The sequence below is a fragment of the Acidiphilium sp. genome, assembly GCF_049977125.1.
In the GTDB taxonomy this organism is placed as follows: domain Bacteria; phylum Pseudomonadota; class Alphaproteobacteria; order Acetobacterales; family Acetobacteraceae; genus Acidiphilium.
This window is the reverse complement of the sequence record NZ_JBMFGY010000002.1, coordinates 42,978-60,354: the sequence shown is the minus strand read 5'-3', so window position 1 is coordinate 60,354 and position 17,377 is coordinate 42,978. Positions and strand designations below refer to the sequence as shown.

At 61.8% G+C, this 17,377-nt stretch carries 16 protein-coding genes; 5 read left to right on the top strand and 11 right to left on the bottom strand.

The features are described 5' to 3' along the window. The first annotated feature begins 6 nt into the window (after nt 1-6). The gene (locus tag ACP5E6_RS00720; protein ID WP_427950309.1) at nt 7-549 is read left to right on the top strand and encodes a cytochrome c1; all 543 of its coding nucleotides are present in this window, start codon (nt 7-9) and stop codon (nt 547-549) included. Beyond that, a complete protein-coding gene (locus ACP5E6_RS00715) occupies nt 546-1,433 on the top strand; it encodes an S-methyl-5'-thioadenosine phosphorylase (protein ID WP_427950306.1) in 888 nt (295 codons plus the stop codon). Before ACP5E6_RS00720 ends, ACP5E6_RS00715 begins: the two co-directional genes overlap by 4 nt. 143 nt (nt 1,434-1,576) lie before the next feature. Here the strand turns inward: ACP5E6_RS00715 and ACP5E6_RS00710 are convergent, their stop codons facing one another. Then, nucleotides 1,577-2,683, bottom strand: a complete 1,107-nt coding sequence (locus tag ACP5E6_RS00710) for a diguanylate cyclase (RefSeq protein ID WP_427950304.1) — start codon at nt 2,681-2,683, stop codon at nt 1,577-1,579. Nucleotides 2,684-3,012: 329 nt separating this feature from the next. On the opposite strand from ACP5E6_RS00710, the gene ACP5E6_RS00705 reads away from it, so the two are divergent. After that, complete coding sequence (locus tag ACP5E6_RS00705) at nt 3,013-4,053, top strand: diguanylate cyclase domain-containing protein (RefSeq protein ID WP_427950301.1); 1,041 nt, start codon at nt 3,013-3,015, stop codon at nt 4,051-4,053. 182 nt (nt 4,054-4,235) lie between these two features. After that, nucleotides 4,236-5,216: an aldo/keto reductase gene (locus tag ACP5E6_RS00700; protein ID WP_427950298.1), complete on the top strand. Its 981-nt coding sequence runs from the start codon at nt 4,236-4,238 to the stop codon at nt 5,214-5,216. A 46-nt stretch (nt 5,217-5,262) separates the two neighbouring features. Here ACP5E6_RS00700 and ACP5E6_RS00695 read toward each other — a convergent pair whose 3' ends face one another. The 6 genes from ACP5E6_RS00695 to ACP5E6_RS00670 all read right to left on the bottom strand — a co-directional run bounded on the left by ACP5E6_RS00695 (nt 5,263) and on the right by ACP5E6_RS00670 (nt 10,692). Beyond that, nucleotides 5,263-5,925 (bottom strand): OmpW/AlkL family protein, encoded by a 663-nt coding sequence (locus tag ACP5E6_RS00695; RefSeq protein ID WP_427950295.1) that lies wholly within the window; start codon nt 5,923-5,925, stop codon nt 5,263-5,265. 106 nt (nt 5,926-6,031) lie between these two features. Beyond that, complete coding sequence (gene gltX / locus ACP5E6_RS00690; RefSeq protein WP_427950292.1) at nt 6,032-7,432, bottom strand: glutamate--tRNA ligase; 1,401 nt, start codon at nt 7,430-7,432, stop codon at nt 6,032-6,034. 24 nt (nt 7,433-7,456) lie between these two features. Next, on the bottom strand, nt 7,457-8,284 hold the full coding sequence (locus ACP5E6_RS00685; protein WP_427950289.1) for a TIGR01459 family HAD-type hydrolase: 828 nt from the start codon (nt 8,282-8,284) through the stop codon (nt 7,457-7,459). Beyond that, entirely contained in the window at nt 8,281-9,345 is a 1,065-nt protein-coding gene (locus ACP5E6_RS00680; RefSeq protein WP_427950286.1) for a quinone-dependent dihydroorotate dehydrogenase, read from the bottom strand. Before ACP5E6_RS00680 ends, ACP5E6_RS00685 begins: the two co-directional genes overlap by 4 nt. Beyond that, the gene (locus tag ACP5E6_RS00675; protein ID WP_427950283.1) at nt 9,345-9,788 is read right to left on the bottom strand and encodes a hypothetical protein; all 444 of its coding nucleotides are present in this window, start codon (nt 9,786-9,788) and stop codon (nt 9,345-9,347) included. Before ACP5E6_RS00675 ends, ACP5E6_RS00680 begins: the two co-directional genes overlap by 1 nt. 58 nt (nt 9,789-9,846) lie before the next feature. Then, nucleotides 9,847-10,692, bottom strand: coding sequence for a fumarylacetoacetate hydrolase family protein (locus ACP5E6_RS00670; protein WP_427950281.1), 846 nt, complete (start codon nt 10,690-10,692; stop codon nt 9,847-9,849). A 194-nt stretch (nt 10,693-10,886) separates the two neighbouring features. Here ACP5E6_RS00670 and ACP5E6_RS00665 point away from each other — a divergent pair, with 194 nt between their 5' ends. Further along, nucleotides 10,887-12,212 (top strand): aspartate aminotransferase family protein, encoded by a 1,326-nt coding sequence (locus ACP5E6_RS00665; RefSeq protein ID WP_427950278.1) that lies wholly within the window; start codon nt 10,887-10,889, stop codon nt 12,210-12,212. Nucleotides 12,213-12,554: 342 nt separating this feature from the next. Here ACP5E6_RS00665 and ACP5E6_RS00660 read toward each other — a convergent pair whose 3' ends face one another. From ACP5E6_RS00660 to ACP5E6_RS00645, 4 genes are all read right to left on the bottom strand, one after another. Next, the gene (locus tag ACP5E6_RS00660; protein ID WP_427950276.1) at nt 12,555-14,105 is read right to left on the bottom strand and encodes a S53 family peptidase; all 1,551 of its coding nucleotides are present in this window, start codon (nt 14,103-14,105) and stop codon (nt 12,555-12,557) included. 121 nt (nt 14,106-14,226) lie between these two features. After that, nucleotides 14,227-15,060 (bottom strand): S49 family peptidase, encoded by an 834-nt coding sequence (locus tag ACP5E6_RS00655; RefSeq protein ID WP_427950274.1) that lies wholly within the window; start codon nt 15,058-15,060, stop codon nt 14,227-14,229. Further along, nucleotides 15,057-15,479 carry a DUF1489 family protein gene (locus ACP5E6_RS00650; RefSeq protein ID WP_427950271.1) on the bottom strand — a complete coding sequence of 141 codons (423 nt, stop codon included), beginning with the start codon at nt 15,477-15,479 and terminating at the stop codon, nt 15,057-15,059. Before ACP5E6_RS00650 ends, ACP5E6_RS00655 begins: the two co-directional genes overlap by 4 nt. Beyond that, the coding region (locus ACP5E6_RS00645) for a xanthine dehydrogenase family protein molybdopterin-binding subunit (RefSeq protein WP_427950268.1) at nt 15,476-17,377 on the bottom strand (1,902 nt) is incomplete at its 5' end. The genes ACP5E6_RS00645 and ACP5E6_RS00650, both read right to left, overlap by 4 nt.

Below are 17,377 nucleotides of genomic sequence, written 5' to 3'. Positions count from 1 at the left end.
TTGTCCTTGCTCCTTGTTCTGGCGGCCATCGCTTCTGCCCGCGCCGATGCCACGCCGTCGGCCTGGCCACCGTGGTACGGCGGGTTCAATCGCGTTGACCTGCAAACCGGCTTCGCCGCGTTCGAGGCCGATTGCGCCCGATGCCACACGCTCGCTCTGGTGACGCCGGACGAGTGGCGCCGCCTCGGCCTCGATCGATCGACCATCGCCACCCTGCTGACCGAGGATCGGTCGTATTCCTCGCTTGCACCGGACCTCTCGCTGTTCGAGGCGGATCATCGCAACGGTGCCGCGCTGGTCATGACCCTGGTGACTGCGCCGTCAGCGGTGACGCCCGCCCATCCACCGCTGTCGGGTGGCACGGTGATCGAGGCCGATGGCAAACCGGTCCCGCCGGTCATCCTGGCGCACGACCTCGCGGCGTTTCTTGCCTGGACCGCCGACCCGACGCTCGATCGGCGAAAATCGATCATGGAACGGGCAATCGCGTTTCTGGTCGTGTTTGGCATGGTCGGCTATCTTACATTACGCAAAAGGAAACCATCATGAGTGCAGCGGTGATCGGCATTATCGGCGGTTCGGGGCTTTACGACATCGAAGGGCTGACCGATCAGCGTTGGGAGCGCATCGCAAGTCCATGGGGCGACGCCTCGGACGAATTGCTGTTCGGCACACTTGAAGGTGTCCCGGTGGTATTTCTGCCGCGCCACGGCCGCGGCCATAAACTCTCGCCCAGCCATCTGAACTACCGCGCCAATATCGATGTGTTGAAACGGGCCGGAGTCACCGATATTTTGTCGCTTTCAGCGGTGGGCAGCCTGAAAGCCGATTTGCCGCCGGGGCATTTCGTCATCGTCGATCAGTTCATCGACCGTAGCTTTGCACGCGAAAAGAGCTTCTTTGGTACTGGTTGCGTTGCCCATGTCTCGATGGCCGATCCGGTCTGTGGCCGACTGGGCGCGGCGCTGGAAACCGCCGCAAGACGCCTCGACCTGCCCGTTACCCGCGGCGGCACCTATCTGACGATGGAAGGTCCGCAGTTCTCGACCCGGGCGGAGAGCAACCTGTATCGAAGCTGGGATTGTTCGGTCATCGGCATGACCAACATGCCTGAAGCCAAACTCGCGCGCGAGGCCGAGATTTGTTACGCGACCGTGGCCATGGTGACCGATTATGATTGTTGGCACGAAGAGCATGATGCCGTCACGGTGGATCAGGTGGTCAAAGTCCTGCTCGGTAACGCCGACAAGGCACGGTCGCTGGTGCGTAGTGTCGTACCGGACCTGGGCGGCGTGCGCCATCGATGCAGCGCGGGTTGCGACCATGCGCTCGACTTCGCGATCATCACGCCTCCCGCCGCGCGCGATCCCGAAGCCGTCGCCCGGCTCGACGCGATCGCCGGCCGTGTACTGGCCGACCGGTCCGGAGACTGATCCCTGGATGACGCCGGTCAGGCACTAGAGCGTTATGCTTTCAGCCTAACGCTCTATCTCTATGTTTTTTCGAGCGATTTCATGCGATTATGTTGTCGCTGCTACGTCAACTTAATCGCATATCGCTCTATCCTGACCGTCGCTCACGCGGCCAGCACCGAACGGTTCCGCCCCTGGTTCTTGGCCTGGTAAAGCGCCTGATCGGCGCGGCGGAGAGTGGCTTCGATGGCTTCACCCGACCGGTGATCGGAAATGCCGGCAGAGAACATCACGGCGGGATGGGTTCTGGAGCGGGTGAATTCCGCGCGTAACCGCTCCACAGCCATCGTGACCTCCGCTACCGTGGCATCGGGCATGATCAGCAGGAATTCTTCACCACCCCAGCGCGCAAACAGCGATTCGGCCCGTAGCACGGCGTCCGCGGCGCGGGCGAAGCTGCGGAGCACCTCGTCGCCAACGTCGTGTCCGTAAGTGTCGTTGATGGATTTGAAATGATCCAGATCGATCAGGGCGAAACACAGGCGACCGCCCCGCCGTTCACGGCGACCGAGTTCGCGACCCAACCACTCCAGGGCGTAGCGTCGATTAGGCTGTCCGGTCAGATCGTCGCGGGTTGCGAGTTGCTGCACCCGGGCAAGGGCGTCGCGCAGCTCCGCGCGCTCCTGCCGGCGCTTCAACCGCAGCGTGCTGAGCGATGCGGCGACGAAGCCGATCATGGGCATGGTAATCAGGAAAAAGAAGAAATCGGTCGCGGCCTGCCCGACCGGCAGATGGCGCGGATCGTACCAGTTGGCACAGACGCTCGCGATGCCGAAGACCAGAACCGTCATCCAGCCGACGGCGTGGCATTGCCGCGGCGTTAATCTGAAACCGCCGTACTGGATGACTAGCGCCGACAACATCGGCAGGCCAACGCTTTGAGGCGCAAAGAAAATGAACGAGTACGCAAGCGACAGGATTGCGAGCGCCATTTGCGGCAGGCTGATCGATTGATCCGCGAAGCGGCGGCTAAACCCGCTACGGATCGCCACATAGAACACGATCTGACCGATCACGTCGATGATGGTGATCAGGACCGCGGCACCACGCACGGGCAGCCCCGTCAACACAGCATACCAGAGCTGAAGCAGACACAGGCCGTAGATCACAGCGGCCGACAGCATCATTTGCAGGGCGAGACGCTGACGGTATTCGGTCCCGAGGATCAGCGACAATCGCGGGGTCGTCGTGAGTGGTGGTTGGGATGACATCAATCGCGCACGCGGGTGAACCTGAATTTGTACCGGACACACCACGCATTACGCGCGTCAGGTAAACACCGGGTTAAGGTCCGCACCAATATCGGTCTCGAATCGAAATCCGTTTTTTGCGATCGTCGAGGCTGTAAAACCGGCTGTTCACTTACGAGTCTTCGATTGACGCGATTGAATACTGCGTAACGATGCTGTTATGATCTGTCGAATTAATTGATTGCAAAGCTCCGAAGATGTCTCGGATACCGAGGTTCACGTTAGAATCAGTCTCAGCTCTGCTGCTCGGTACTGAGCGGCGGATGCGGGCCGGCCTGACGCTAACGCTGGTGTCCACGTTGATTTACGCGTTCTGTCTGATCGGACAATGGGTCGCCGTCTGGTTGCACCTGTCGTCGGCATCGGGTGCAACCCTGGTTACAACGGAGGCCATCGTCGGCGAGGTTGGGTTTTATATCCTGATCCGCAGTGGCTTCAGCACAAGGTTCAGTGAACCGACGCTCAACATGCCGCAAATGATCTATGCCATTCTGTCGCTGGCGCTCGCCTATGTGGTGAACCACCACACGCAGGGCATGTTGCTGATGATCGTTGCCCTGACGCTTCAATATGGGTCCTTCACATTGTCACCACGCCGGTGCCGCCAGCTCGGCTGGTTTTCAGTGGCGGTTTTTGTTCCCATCATGGCGGGCGCCGCGCTGATCGACCCGCGGCAATTTTCACCGGTGGTCGAAGGATTTCATATCGCCTTCACGATCGGGGTTCTACCCGCGATCGGTTTCATCGCTGGCGTGCTGAGCCAGTCCCGGATTGATCTGCGCCGGCAGCGCCGTGCGCTGCGCGATGCGCTGGAACGTGCCGAGGTCGTTGCCACCAGCGATGAGCTGACCGGACTGCCCAATCGCCGTTACGCGGTGCAATGGTCGCGAGACATCATTTCCCGCGTCGAGCGCAGCGGTGCCAGCCTGTGTTTCGCGATCATCGATCTCGATCATTTCAAGCGGATCAATGACACGCGCGGCCACGCGATCGGCGATGCGGTGCTGCAACATTTCGCCACCGAGACCACCAACGTGCTACGTGCCGGCACCCTGTTCGCCCGCTGGGGCGGTGAGGAATTCGTTATGGTGATGCCCGAGATCAGCCTGGCTCATGCCGAGGCAACGCTCTGTCGCCTGCGCGGGCATTTCGCCCTGGCGGAAACCTGGCAGATCGCGGGCCTCGATCAGATCACTTTTTCAGCCGGGCTGACCAATCACCAGATCGGCCAAAGTATCGAGGAGACACTCCGTCGCGCCGATCGCGCGCTGTATGAAGCCAAGCGGCAGGGGCGGAACTGCCATGTCATCATGGCGTCATGCGAGGCCTAGAGCGTTATGCTTTCAGCTTAACGCTCTAGCTCTATATTTTTTCGAGCGATTTCATGCGATTATGTTGCCGCTGCCGCGTCAACTTAATCGCATATCGCTCTAATCAGAGCAATCATTGGCCCACGCCTTTTCTCGCGCCCGCCTCACGCTCATATCCTGGTCGATCACGCAGGAGAATCATCATGAAAACCCGCACTCTCGGCGGACTTACGGTTTCAGCCATTGGCCTCGGTTGCATGGGCATGTCGGATTTCTACGCCGGCCGTGACGAGGCGGAAGCCTTGGCCACGCTCGATCGCGCCTTGGAGCACGGCATTACTTTTTTCGACACCGCCGACATGTACGGCATGGGCGACAACGAGATGTTGCTGAGTAGGTTCGTGCAGGCCAATCGGAGCGCGATCGTGCTGGCGACCAAATTCGGCAATGAATTTTCAGCGGATCGCAAGCGCCTGGGCGTCAACGGCAAGCCCTCCTATGTCAAATCCGCCTGCGATGCCTCACTCAAGCGCCTCGGTATCGACACCATCGATCTCTACTATCAGCACCGGGTTGATCCGAACGTTCCGATCGAGGACACGGTGGGCGCGATGGCCGAACTGGTCAAAGCCGGCAAGGTCCGCCATCTCGGCCTGTCCGAAGCCTCCCCGGCGACGCTCAGGCGTGCGGCAAAAATACATAAAATCAGCGCCTTGCAAACTGAATACTCGCTCTGGTCGCGCGACCCCGAAGGCGAACTGCTCGACACTGTGCGCGACCTCGGGATCGGCTTCGTGCCCTACTCTCCGCTCGGGCGCGGTTTCCTCACCGGCGCCATCACCAGGCCCGACGACCTCGAAGCCGATGACTGGCGGCGCAACAACCCGCGCTTTCAGGGTGAGAATTTCGCCCTCAATCTCAAACTGGTCGATCAGGTCAAGCAACTCGCCGCCGCCAAAGCCTGTACGCCGAGCCAGTTGGCGCTGGCCTGGGTGCTCGCCCAGGGCGAGGACATCGTGCCGATCCCGGGCACCAAGCGTCGCCGCTACCTTGATGAGAATGTCGGCGCTCTCGATGTAACACTGACCGCCGACGATCTCGCGACGATCGATCGCCTGATGCCACCGGGCAAGGCCGCCGGCGCACGCTATCCGGAAGCCGGGCTCAGAGCGGTTAATCTGTAGTCGCGAGGCGCCGGTCGCCGCGTGGGCGGCCGGCGCCAGCGTCTGTTCAGAACCTGTAGCCGATACCTGCGCCGACGATCGTCGGATCAAGGTCGGTATGGGCGATCACGGCGCCATGGCCAATACTGGCGCGCGTGGCGACGAAAGTCTGTTTGACAACGAAGTTGGCGTACCAGTTACCTTGCAGATGGTAGTCGAACCCGGCTTCGATCGCCGGGCCGATACCTGTGCGATAGGTCACGGTATCGAGTCCAAGCGCCTTCAGGTCATTGGCGGTATGCGAATCATAGAACAGCATCAGTGAGACGCCGGCACCGACATACGGGACGAAATTGCCCATGCCGCCAAAGTGATACTGCACAGTGACGGTGGGCGGGAGCACCCACACACTGCCGACCTTGACAGTGCCGAGCGAGGTGCCGGTGGCCCAGATGTTATGGCGCGACGTACCGGCGATCGCCTCGACCGAGATGTTCGGGGTGAAGAAATAGGAAAGATCGATCTCGGGGATCACGGTGTTGGACGCGTCGACCTTGCCGCCGATCGCCGAGACGTTGCTCGAAAGGTTCTGGGGCAGCACGCCATCCACCCGCAATCGCACCATGAGATCGCCGGCCTGAAACCCGGTCGGCTGCGCCAACTGGGCGAATGCCGGCGCTGAGAGCGCCAACAGGGACACCATGCCGATTCCGGCCATCGTCTTACGCATCGTCACCTTATCCTTCTGGATCGACCGATACGAGACTGTACCGGTCACCCTGAGCGGTTTAGCGACCGTCGCGTTGCAGACCTTGATCTAGATCATGCGAATTTGATCAATCGGCGAGTGTGGCAAAAATACGACGTTCGACTTCGATGCGACCGAGTGCTGCCATCACCGCGTCGATCGGTGGGCTGATGGTGCTGCCGGTCAACGCAGCACGCAACGGTTCGGCGACCTTGCCAAGTTTTTTGCCGGTGGCCTCCGCATAGGCGACCATCGTCGCATGGAGTGCCGGGGCGGTGTAGTCGGTTTTCGCAAAATCGAGCAGCATGGCCGAGAGATCGTCCAGCGCGTCGTCGGTCAGCATCGCGGCCGCCTTTTCGGTAAACGGCAGCGGCACCTCATGGACCAGGAACATCGATGATTCAGCGAGTTCCGCGATGGTGCGGGACCGCTCCTGCAAACGCGGCATCATCTGGGCGATTCGCCCCGCCGCCACCGTGCCGATTTTCGCACCCCGTGCTGCCTCGATCCGGTCGATCACCAGCCTGGTCAGCCGATCGGGATCGGCGGCACGGAGCCAGACGGCGTTGACCTGCAAAAGCTTGGCATAGTCCATTTTGGCGGCACCGCGCCCGACCCCCTCGAGATCGAACAATTTGATCTGATCGTCGCGCGACAGAATTTCCGAATCACCATGCGCCCAGCCGAGACGAAGCAGATAGTTGCAGAGGGCTTCGGGCAGATAACCTTCGTCACGAAACTGCATTGTCGATACCGCACCGTGGCGCTTCGACAATTTTCCACCGTCGGGGCCGTGGATCAGCGGTAGATGGGCGAACGCCGGGCGGGTCCAGCCCATCGCGTCGTAAATCTGCGCCTGGCGGAAGGTGTTGGTCAGGTGATCGTCACCGCGGATGACATGGGTGATCGCCATGTCGTGATCATCAACCACGACGGCGTGGAGATAGGTCGGCGTGCCGTCCGAACGGATCAGGATCATGTCGTCAAGCTCGGCGTTCCGCACCCGCACTTCGCCTTTCACCTTGTCATGAACAATGGTTTCGCCGCTGCGCGGGGCTTTCAGCCGGATGACCGGATCGACACCGGCGGGTGCTTCGGACGCATCGCGATCGCGCCAGCGGCCATCATAGCGAAAGGGTTTTTTCGCGGCGTCCGCCTCGGCGCGCATCGCGGCGAGTTCCTCGCGCGAGCAGTAGCAGCGATAAGCGGTGCCGGCCGCGATCATCGCTTCGGCAACCTCGCGATGGCGAACATACCGCGTGGACTGGAACACAGGCGGTTGATCGGGAGTGAGGTCCAGCCAGTTCAGCACGTCGAAAATCACCTGGGTCGCTTCGGGCGTACTCCGCGTCGTATCGGTATCCTCGATGCGGAGCAGAAATTCACCGCCATGGTGGCGGGCGAACAGGAAATTGAACAGGGCGGTTCGGACGCTGCCGATATGCAGCATGCCGGTGGGAGATGGCGCGAAGCGAACACGAATTGTCATGCGGTGCGCGGTATCACGAAACCCTTACCAGATGAACCCCGGCATGATCGCGACAGGGTCGAGCATCGCCTGCGCGCAGTCGATCCGGGCCTGTTCGGGGGTGGCGACATGGATTCCCGAAAGAACAAGCACCGAGGCGATGCCCGCCGCCTTCGCGCCGGCAATGTCGGTCCGCAGCGAGTCGCCGAACGCCACGCTACGCTCCCGTGCCGTGCCCAGCAGCGCCAAGGTGGGGGCATAAACCGCTGGGTCCGGTTTGCCGCGCCAGATCACCCGACCTCCCCAACTCTCATAGCGCTGCGCCAGCAAGCCGGCACAGATGATGCGCTGACCATCGCGGATCACTTCGAGATCGGGGTTGGCGCAGACCATCGGCAACCCGGCCTTGAGTGATTCCGCCAGCAGGACATCGAACACGGTCGGATCGTCCTGCGCCGCCAGATCGTCCGGACCGGTGTTGAGCATGAACTGGGCCGCATCCGGTGTGGTCACTTCAATCAGTCCGAGTCCCTCGAACAGATTACGATCGCGCGCCGGACCGAGATGGACGAACCGGGAACCCAGATTTCTGAAATCGGGATCGGTGCGGGCCATCAGAGCATTGCGCACCGCTTCGCCACTGGTCATCACGCCGTCGTAAGTACCGGGGGCGATGCCCATGGCGGCAAGTGACTCAACCACCGCCGAAGCCCGGCGCGGTGCGTTCGAGAGAAATACCACCCGCTTGCCGGCGCCGCGCAACCTGTCCAGCGCATCGACGACACCAGGATAGGGGCGCACCCCGTCATGCACCACCCCCCAGAGATCGACGATGAAACCATCGTAGGCGGCAGCAAGATCGGCAAGGCTCATGGGTCGAGTTCCGCCAGACGATCGGCGTCCCGGCCGGTGATTCCTGCAAGGCTGGCACAGCCATAGCGGTCGAGCAGACCGGCCAGACCATCGACGATGCGGGCGATCACCGCCGGACCTTGGGCAACGAAACTTGTGTAGATCTGCACAAGGTCGGCGCCGGCGCGGCATTTGGTGAAGGCCTGTTCGGCAGTCGCCACGCCGCCGACACCGATCAACGTGAGCCGATCGCCGGCGAGCAGGCGCACACGGGCCAGCATCCGGGTCGAACGGGCAAATAACGGCGCGCCGGATAATCCGCCGGCCTCGCTCCGCGCGGCACTGGTCAGGCTGGCGGGACGCGCAAGCGTGGTGTTGCTGACAATCAGCCCGGCGAGGCCATGCTCGATTGCGAGCGCGACCAAATCGGGCAGCATCGCTTCATCGAGGTCGGGGGCGAGTTTGACGAACAAGGCAGGGTGTGGCGCCCCCTCGCGCGCGATGGCCGCCAGGATCCCGCCCAGCCGATCGACCGCCTGTAAATCCCGTAACCCCGGCGTGTTGGGAGAAGAGACGTTGATCACAATGTAATCGGCGTCTGGAGCAACCGCCCTGACCAATGTGGGATAATCGATCAGCGGATCTGCGCCGTCCTTGTTGAGTCCAAGATTGGCACCGATCGGGGCGATCCGTCGGTCCGCCCGGCGCAATGCGGTGGTGAAGGCATCTATGCCGTTGTTGTTGAAACCCATCCGGTTGATCAGGGCGTGATCCTGGTCGAGCCTGAACAGGCGCGGCTTCAGATTGCCCGGCTGCGGGCGGCGCGTGACGGTGCCGGCTTCGATGAAGCTGAAGCCCAGCCGTGCCAACCCGTTAAGGGCCATCGCGTTCTTGTCAAACCCCGCCGCAAGGCCGATCGGATGGCTTAAGATGCGCCCAAAGGCGGCGACGGCGAGCCGCGGGTCCGGCGTGATACGCTGGTGACCGGCGATACCGTAGCGCAGGGCGCCAATCGCCAGATCATGCGCGGTTTCGGGCGCAAATCGCCGCAGCAGGGGCGCCGCGGCGGCCGCGAGCGCCATTATTTCGCGAAGACCACGATCTCCGGACCCGCCGGTGCCGGAACATGCGGCAGCGCCGTTGAAGCGCCGAGCGACACGTTCGGCGGACTCACACCATCCGCGGCAATCGCATCGGCCACCTGAGCGGCTTCGGGTGCGAGTCTGGCCATCGCAAGCTCGGTATCACTTGGAATCGCCGCAGTCGGACCTGTGACATAGACCCTGAATTTTGCCTTCGGATTAATTTTCAAGGCCTCGGTCACGGCATATTTGACCGATGGCGCCCAGGCCTCGGTGCCCTGCGGGATCGTCACCAGCGGTAACTGGCCGTTGAACGTGCTCAACGCTGCAACATCGACCAACGATGGCGCATCGGCATAGGGAGAGATGATCTTGCGGCCAGGCACGGCACAGCCGGCGAGGGCGATCGGAACAAACACGAGGGGGATCAGAATTCGGCGCATGACCCGCCTTTACGTCAGCCCGCTCCTGCCGACAACAGGAGCGGAGATTAACGAACGATTATCCACCGATCGTATGCTGCATCTGCTCACCCAGACCGGCCACGCCGAGCCTCATGGTCTGGCCGGGGCGCAGGAAGACCGGATCGGGCTTGACCCCCATGCCCACACCGGGGGGCGTGCCGGTTGCAATGATGTCACCCGGTATGAGCGCGATGAACCGGCTGACGTAGGACACCAGGGTTCTGACACTGAAAATCATGGTTCTGGTATTTCCGTTCTGCATGCGCTTGCCATCGATCTCACACCAGAGGTCAAGGTTCTGCGGATCGGGCACTTCATCGCGCGTGACGAGGTAGGGTCCCGTTGGGCCGAACGTCGGGCAGCCCTTGCCCTTGTCCCATGTGCCGCCGCGGCGGGTCTGGTATTCCCGCTCGCTGACGTCGTTGATCACGCAATAGCCGGCGACATGGGCGAGAGCTTCGTCCTCTGAGACATACGAGGCGGCGGTGCCGATGACCACGCCAAGCTCAACCTCCCAGTCGGTTTCGTGTGAGCCGCGCGGGATCACGACATCGTCGAACGGGCCGGAGTAGGCGCTGCCGGCCTTGATGAACACAATCGGTTCGCTCGGGATCTTGGCGCCGGTTTCGGCGGCGTGATCGGCATAGTTCAGACCGATACAGATGAAATTGACCGGTCGCGGCACCGGCGCGCCGATGCGCACGGCATCGGATATGAGCGGCAGAGTGGTGGGGTCGATCGCGGCGATGCGCGCCAAGGACTCGGTTGATAGCGCCGCCCCGTCGAGCGCGGCCAGATGCATCGATAAATCCCGCTTCACGCCGGCCACGTCGAGAATTCCGGGTTTTTCATGCCCGACCGCGCCGTGCCGAAATAATTTCATGACCTTCTCTCCTGTCCCTGATTTATTAAACGCTTTTAAAGCCGTGAGGATCGAACGCCAAGGGCATGGTTGCACGCTAAAGACCCAATGATGAGGATATTAAACGTGAGAACCGTAAGATCGCCGATTATAATCATGCTTGCGATAATGACGTTAATAATATTAAGCTAGGGAATTGCATCAAGGACACCGAAATGAGCCCGTCCGCCGCCCGTTCAAATGATCCGCTGATCCATCACTGGATGCCGTTCACCGCCAATCGGCAATTCCAAGACTCGCCGCGCATCATTGCCCGTGCCGAGGGGGTGCATTACTGGAACACCGCCGGCGAAAAACTGCTCGATTCGGTTTCGGGCCTCTACACCACCCCGGCGGGTCACGGCCGTCGCGAAATCCGCGAAGCGGTGACGCGGCAGTTGGAGGAACTCGATTATGCCCCGCCGTTCCAATACGGCGTACCCGGCACGTTCCGCCTCGCCCATGAACTCGCCCAAATGCTGCCGGCGGGTCTGAACCGGGTGTTCTTTGCGGGATCGGGGTCCGAAGCGGTGGAATCGGCGATGAAGGTCGCGATCCAATATCACCGGGTGCGCGGCCATGGCCAACGCCAACGTTTCGTCGGTCGCGCGCGCGGCTATCACGGCGTCAATTTCGGCGGCTGGTCGGTCGGTGGCATGGTGAAAAACCGCGATGCGTTCGGCCTTGGCTTGCCAGGCGTTTCACACATGCGCCACACTCATATCGAGCCGAATCGCTTCGTTATCGGCCAGGGTGACCATGGCGGCATCGACCTTGCCGATGATTTGCAGCGTATGGTCGATCTGCACGGTGGCGATACGATCGCTGCCTGTATCGTCGAACCGATCGCCGGGTCGACGGGCATTCTGGTGCCGCCCAAGGGGTATCTCGAACGTCTTCGTGCGATCTGTGACAAGTACGGTATCCTGCTGATCTTCGACGAAGTCATCTGTGGCTTCGGCCGCACCGGACATGCCTTCGCCGCCGACGCTTTCGGCGTCACGCCCGATCTTTTGACAATGGCCAAGGCGATCACCAACGGCAATATTCCGATGGCCGCCGTCGCCGTGCGCGAGGATATCCAGCAGACCATCCTCGATGCTGCCGGACCGGATACGATCGAATTTTTCCATGGCTACACCTACTCCGGTCATCCGGTCGCCTGCGCCGCCGCGCTGGCAACTCTGAAACTCTATCGCGACGATGATTTATTCGCACGCGCCGCCGCCCTCGCGCCAAAATTCCTCGAACGGATCGCTGCGTTGAGGGACGTGCCGATCGTCACCGATACGCGCGGCTATGGCCTGCTCGGCGCTGCCGATCTCGCGAGCGACACTACGCCCGGAAAGCGTGGCTTTGCCGTGCTGCGCAAAGCGTTCGAACAGGGGCTGGTTCTGCGCGTCGCCGGCGATACCGTGATTTTCTCACCGATGTTCATCACCACCGATGATCAGCTGGACGAAATGTTTTCGCTGTTGCGGACCGTGTTGAAGCAGGTTTAAAAAATCGAATACCGATGGTTTATCGTGAAAATCACCTAACAGCCTGTTTCCGTTGAGGTGGTGCCGAAGTGTCAACGGCCCAAGACCACTAGAACCACGCCGGGTGTCATACACCTCGTTCACGAAAGCCGCATCGATCCGTTCTGTATTGGCCCTCGGCGCCTTCGTTACGCCTTGAACCAATACAGTTCGGAAGCTTACAACAATGAATTATTCAATGACCCGTTAGAGCGATATGCGATTAAGTTGACGCGGCAGCGGCAACATAATCGCATGAAATCGCTCGAAAAAACATAGAGCTAGAGCGTTAATCTGAAAGCATAACGCTCTAAGGTGGCCGCGTTATGCGACCGGTGAGGCTCCCACCGCCTGCAAATCGGCGAACAGGCGGCTACCGATCATCACGCCAAGACCAGTGCAGGCATTCCATCCCGGTCCTGCATTGTAGCCGAGGGTGGTGCCGGCGGGGATGTTGTTGCCGGTGGTGATTTCACGAAAACCCGCTGCGTGGGCATACAGAGCCGGGTTGACGAAACCAAGTCTCGTGCCGCGCGCCTCGTTCACCAGGGCGAAAAACCCGGCCCAGAGCGGCGCCACCGCGCTGGTGCCCCCCACTGCAAAGGTCTGACCATCGACCGTCACCTGATAGCCGGTGGCGGGGTCGGCATCCGCCGCGACATCAGGCACGCCGCGCCCGGTTCCGCCGGTGCTGACATTAACAGGCAATTTCACGCCGGATTGGAACGAGGGTACCGGAAATACTGTAGAAATCCCGCCGCCACCGCCGCTGGTGGCGTTATTCCAGACGGTTTCAGCTGTGATCTTGCCGCCCGATACCGTGATACTGGTCCCGCCGCAGCCAACCACATAGGGGCTCGACGCCGGGAAATCGACATGCACGGCACCATCAGTCTGGCCATCGGTCGCGAGGTTGTCGCCCGAGGCGACGGTGACGGTCACACCGGCCGTCGCAGCGTCTCGCAACGCGGAATTCAAGGTGTTGAGTCCCTGCACCGAGTAACCCGATTCCGGACCGCCCCAGCTGATCGACATCACCGATGGTTTGTTGGTCGCATCGGTCGCTGCGGCGGTTACCGCATCGGCGAAACCGGCGTCGGTATTAGGGGTGAAATACACCGCCAACTTCGCGCCGGGCGCAATGGCGCCAGCGACCTGGATGTCCAGCCCTACTTCGCCATCGGCCGAGTCGGCCGTGCTCGGTGCATTGGTCGCTCCATCGACACTGACGGCAACAACGGTCGGCACCGCCAGACCCATCGCCCCGAAGGCGGTTGAGATGTCGCTGTCATGGTATCCGCCACCAAGCTCGATGATCGCGATACACTCACCCCGACCGGTCGGGGTGGTTGGAATGCCGTAGAACCCGCCGATCTGATTGGGCAGATAGGTCGCCGCAGCCACCTGCGCCGGCCTGATCAACCGTTGCAGACGCGGTTGTGCGACCGGGCGAGTATCCAGCCCGAGCACCGATTCGACGACGCCGGCAATGTCTGAGCGCAGCTGCAACGCGCCGGTATAACCGCGGAATTTGCCCGAATCGGTGGAATACCAATGCAGATCAACCTTGAACGCCGCGCTCATCGCGGCCGCGGTGCCACGCAGCCGCACCAGCCGGCGCCTTGCATCCGCCTCGATCACCTCAAGTCCATGATCGGCGGCAAAGGCCTTGATGATCGCGATATCCGGATCATGGCGTTGAGCCCGATCCGCCAGCACCGCTTCATGCGATGCAAACACCGTGCTCACCGGATGCGGTTTGACATAAACGCTCACCTCGACGATCTCGCTATCCGCAAGTTTTTCATGACGATGCGCATGTTTTGGCGCATTGTGATGGCTTTCGGGAAACGCATGATAGTGCAGTTCAGCCATGGGTCACTCCTGATTGATGATGCGGACCATGCCGGAAACCACCGTGGGTGGGCAAGCGTCATGTTGGGTTTTTCAAATATAACGTTATTTAAATTAACTATCGCACGGCCCGTGCCTCGAGCTACGACCGGATGCGCGGCCTCATCGCCTCAGCCTCCATGGCGTTGAGAATCGCCGCTCCCGTACTGCGGCTGAGCAGGCGGATGAGGCTGAACTTCTTTTTCGGCCCGATGAACTCGGGCTTGGCCGTCTCGCCCGCCCGCTCGTTGATGACGCCGCGCACATCGCCAAACCCATCGATCAACCCACGCGCCTTCGCCGTGTCGCCCAGCATGTACGAGCCATCGAAAATGACATCCTCATGCCCCTCGATCGCGCTACCCCGCCGGCTGCGCACCCAGGATTTGAACGCGCCGTGGATGTCGTCGAGCAAGGCGCGGTTGAACACCGTATCCTCCTCGCGCTCGGGTGAGAACGGGTCGTTGCGCAGCTTGTTTTCCCCCGCCGTCACCACCCGCCGCTCGATGCCATAGCGCCGGATCAATTGATGTACGCCAAAACCACCACCGATCACCCCGATCGATCCGACGATGCTCATTTTATTGGCGAGAATTTCATCGGCCGCGCACGCAATCCAATACCCGCCCGAAGCCCCGACATCGCCAATGATCGCCACCACCCGCACGCCGGTCTCCACCGCCTTGCGCCGGATGAACTGGCCGATCAGATCCGATTGCACCGGCGACCCGCCGGGGCTCTCAATCGCCAGGATCAACAGATTCTCGCCTGCTTTCGCGGCATCGAACCCGCGCGTCAGCGGCCCCGCGAACCGATCGAGGTTGATCGCCCCCTCGCGCGCCGCGATCACGCCCGTCATGCGGATTACCGGCACGGTCTTCGGTGACCACGGCATCCTCGTCGGGAGTTTCTTGCGCAATGTGGTTAAATCCATCATGGCAACAGCGCCAGCGCGCGCAGGCTGCGCTGCAATGAGGCCGGCAATTCATCGCTGACCCGCGCCTGATTATCCGAAATATCCACCGGTGCATCCTCCGGGGCGAGATACCGCCACCCCTGAAACGGCCGGGTCGGCCTTGCGGCCACCCGGATGAGAGATGGGTCGAGCAACAACCCGGCGCAACGCACACCATCGTCCCAGACGTCATCGATCACATCGAGCACACGCTGGCGCACCAGTATCGCCCCGGTGATCACCCAGTAGATCGAACCGCCATCGCGTAACTCATCGGCCCGCTTCGGAAAGCTCCGCGTCTGATGGCGCAGCGGCGCATCCACGAGCGCGCGGCGATGTTGGATCTCGGTCAAATGACCGATATCGCGCACCCCGACCGCGAGCTTCAGCAGATGGATCACGCGGCGTGACGACCCTGCTCGATCGCTTCCCACACCCGCTGCGGCGTCGCGGGCATATCGATGCTGCGCACGCCGTCCGCCGCCAGCGCATCGATCACGGCGTTGATCAGCGCCGGCGGTGATCCTACCGCGCCGGCCTCGCCCGCGCCCTTCACCCCGAGCGGGTTCGACGCACAGGGGATCTCAACGAACTCGACCTCGATATCCGGCAGGTCATCCGCGCGCGGCAGCGCGTAATCCATCAGGCTGCCGGAAATCAGCTGACCGGTCTCCGCATCATACGTGGTGTTCTCCAGCAGCGCCTGCCCGACCCCTTGCGCCACGCCGCCATGTACCTGGCCGCGCACGATCATCGGATTCACGATGGTACCGACATCGTCACACACCAGATAGCGCACGACCGCGACGACGCCGGTCTCGGGATCAATCTCAACTTCGGCGATATGGCAGCCGTTCGGGAACGTATGCTTGTCGATCTTGGCGATCTCCGCGGTATCAAGCGCATTGCCGCCCTCGGCGTGCAGCGTCTCCGCCAGCGAAACGATGTCGATCGAACGATCGGTGCCGACAATGGTGAACGCGCCGTTCTCGAACGCAATATCCGCCATCGCCGCCTCCAGATAATCGGCGGCGGCTTTGCGCCCCTTCTCGATGATGCTGGTGGTGGTCAGCGCGATCGCCTGGCCCTCGGAATACAGGCTGCGCGCCCCACCGGTGCCGCCCCCCTGCGGAATCGCATCGGTATCGCCCTGGCGCACCCGAATCCGATCCGGATCGATCCCCAACCGGTCACCCACCAACTGCACATAGGCGGTCTCATGCCCCTGCCCGGTCGATTGCGTGCCGACGAACACATCGACGAAACCGTCCCTGGTGAACCGGATTTCGGCCCGCTCCTCAGGCGCCCCGCCGGTCGCCTCAAGATAATACGCCATGCCGATGCCGCGCCGCTTGCCCGCCGCCACCGCCTTCGCGCGCCGCGCCGGAAACCCTTCCCAGTCGATGATATCCAGCGCCCGATCCAGCACTTTATGAAAATCACCCGAATCATACATCTGATCCATCGCCGAACGATACGGCATCGCGGACGCCGCCACGAAATTGCGCCGGCGCAACTCCGCCCGATCAACCCCAAGCTCGCGCGCGGCCGCATCGATCAGCCGCTCGACCAGATAATTGCTCTCCGGCCGCCCCGCGCCGCGATACGCATCGACCGGCACGGTATGGGTGAACACGCCCAACACCTGCGCATGGATCGCCTGCATGCCATACACGCTGGCCAACACCTTGGTGCCCGCCATGGTCGGAATGAACGGCGCGAAATTCGAGAGATACGCCCCCATGTTCGCCACGTTGCGCACCTTCATCGCAATGAATTTATGGTCCGCATCGAGCGCCAATTCCGCCTCGGTCACATGATCGCGACCATGCGTGTCCGACAAAAACGCTTCGCCCCGCTCGGAGTTCCACTTCACCGCCCGTCCCAGCTTGCGCGCGGCGTAACAAACCATCACATGCTCGGGATAGACGAATAACTTCATGCCGAACCCGCCGCCGACATCCGGCGTCACCACCCGAAACCGGTCCGGCGCGACCTTGAACACCGCCTGGCTCAAACAGCCTTTCAACAACCACCCGCCCTGGGTATTGGTGGTCAACGTCCAACGATCATCAGCAAAACTGGCGCGCGCCGCCCGTGGCTCCATCGAATTCACCACGATCCGGTTGTTCACTACCCGCAGCTTCGTCACATGTGCGGCGCTCGCGAACAGCGACTCCACTTTCGCCGCGTCGCCCACCGCCCAGTCGAACACCTGGTTGCGCGGCGCATCGTCCCAGACCTGCGCCACCCCCTCATCCATCGCGGTCGCCAGCGCCGTCACCGACGGCTTCATCTC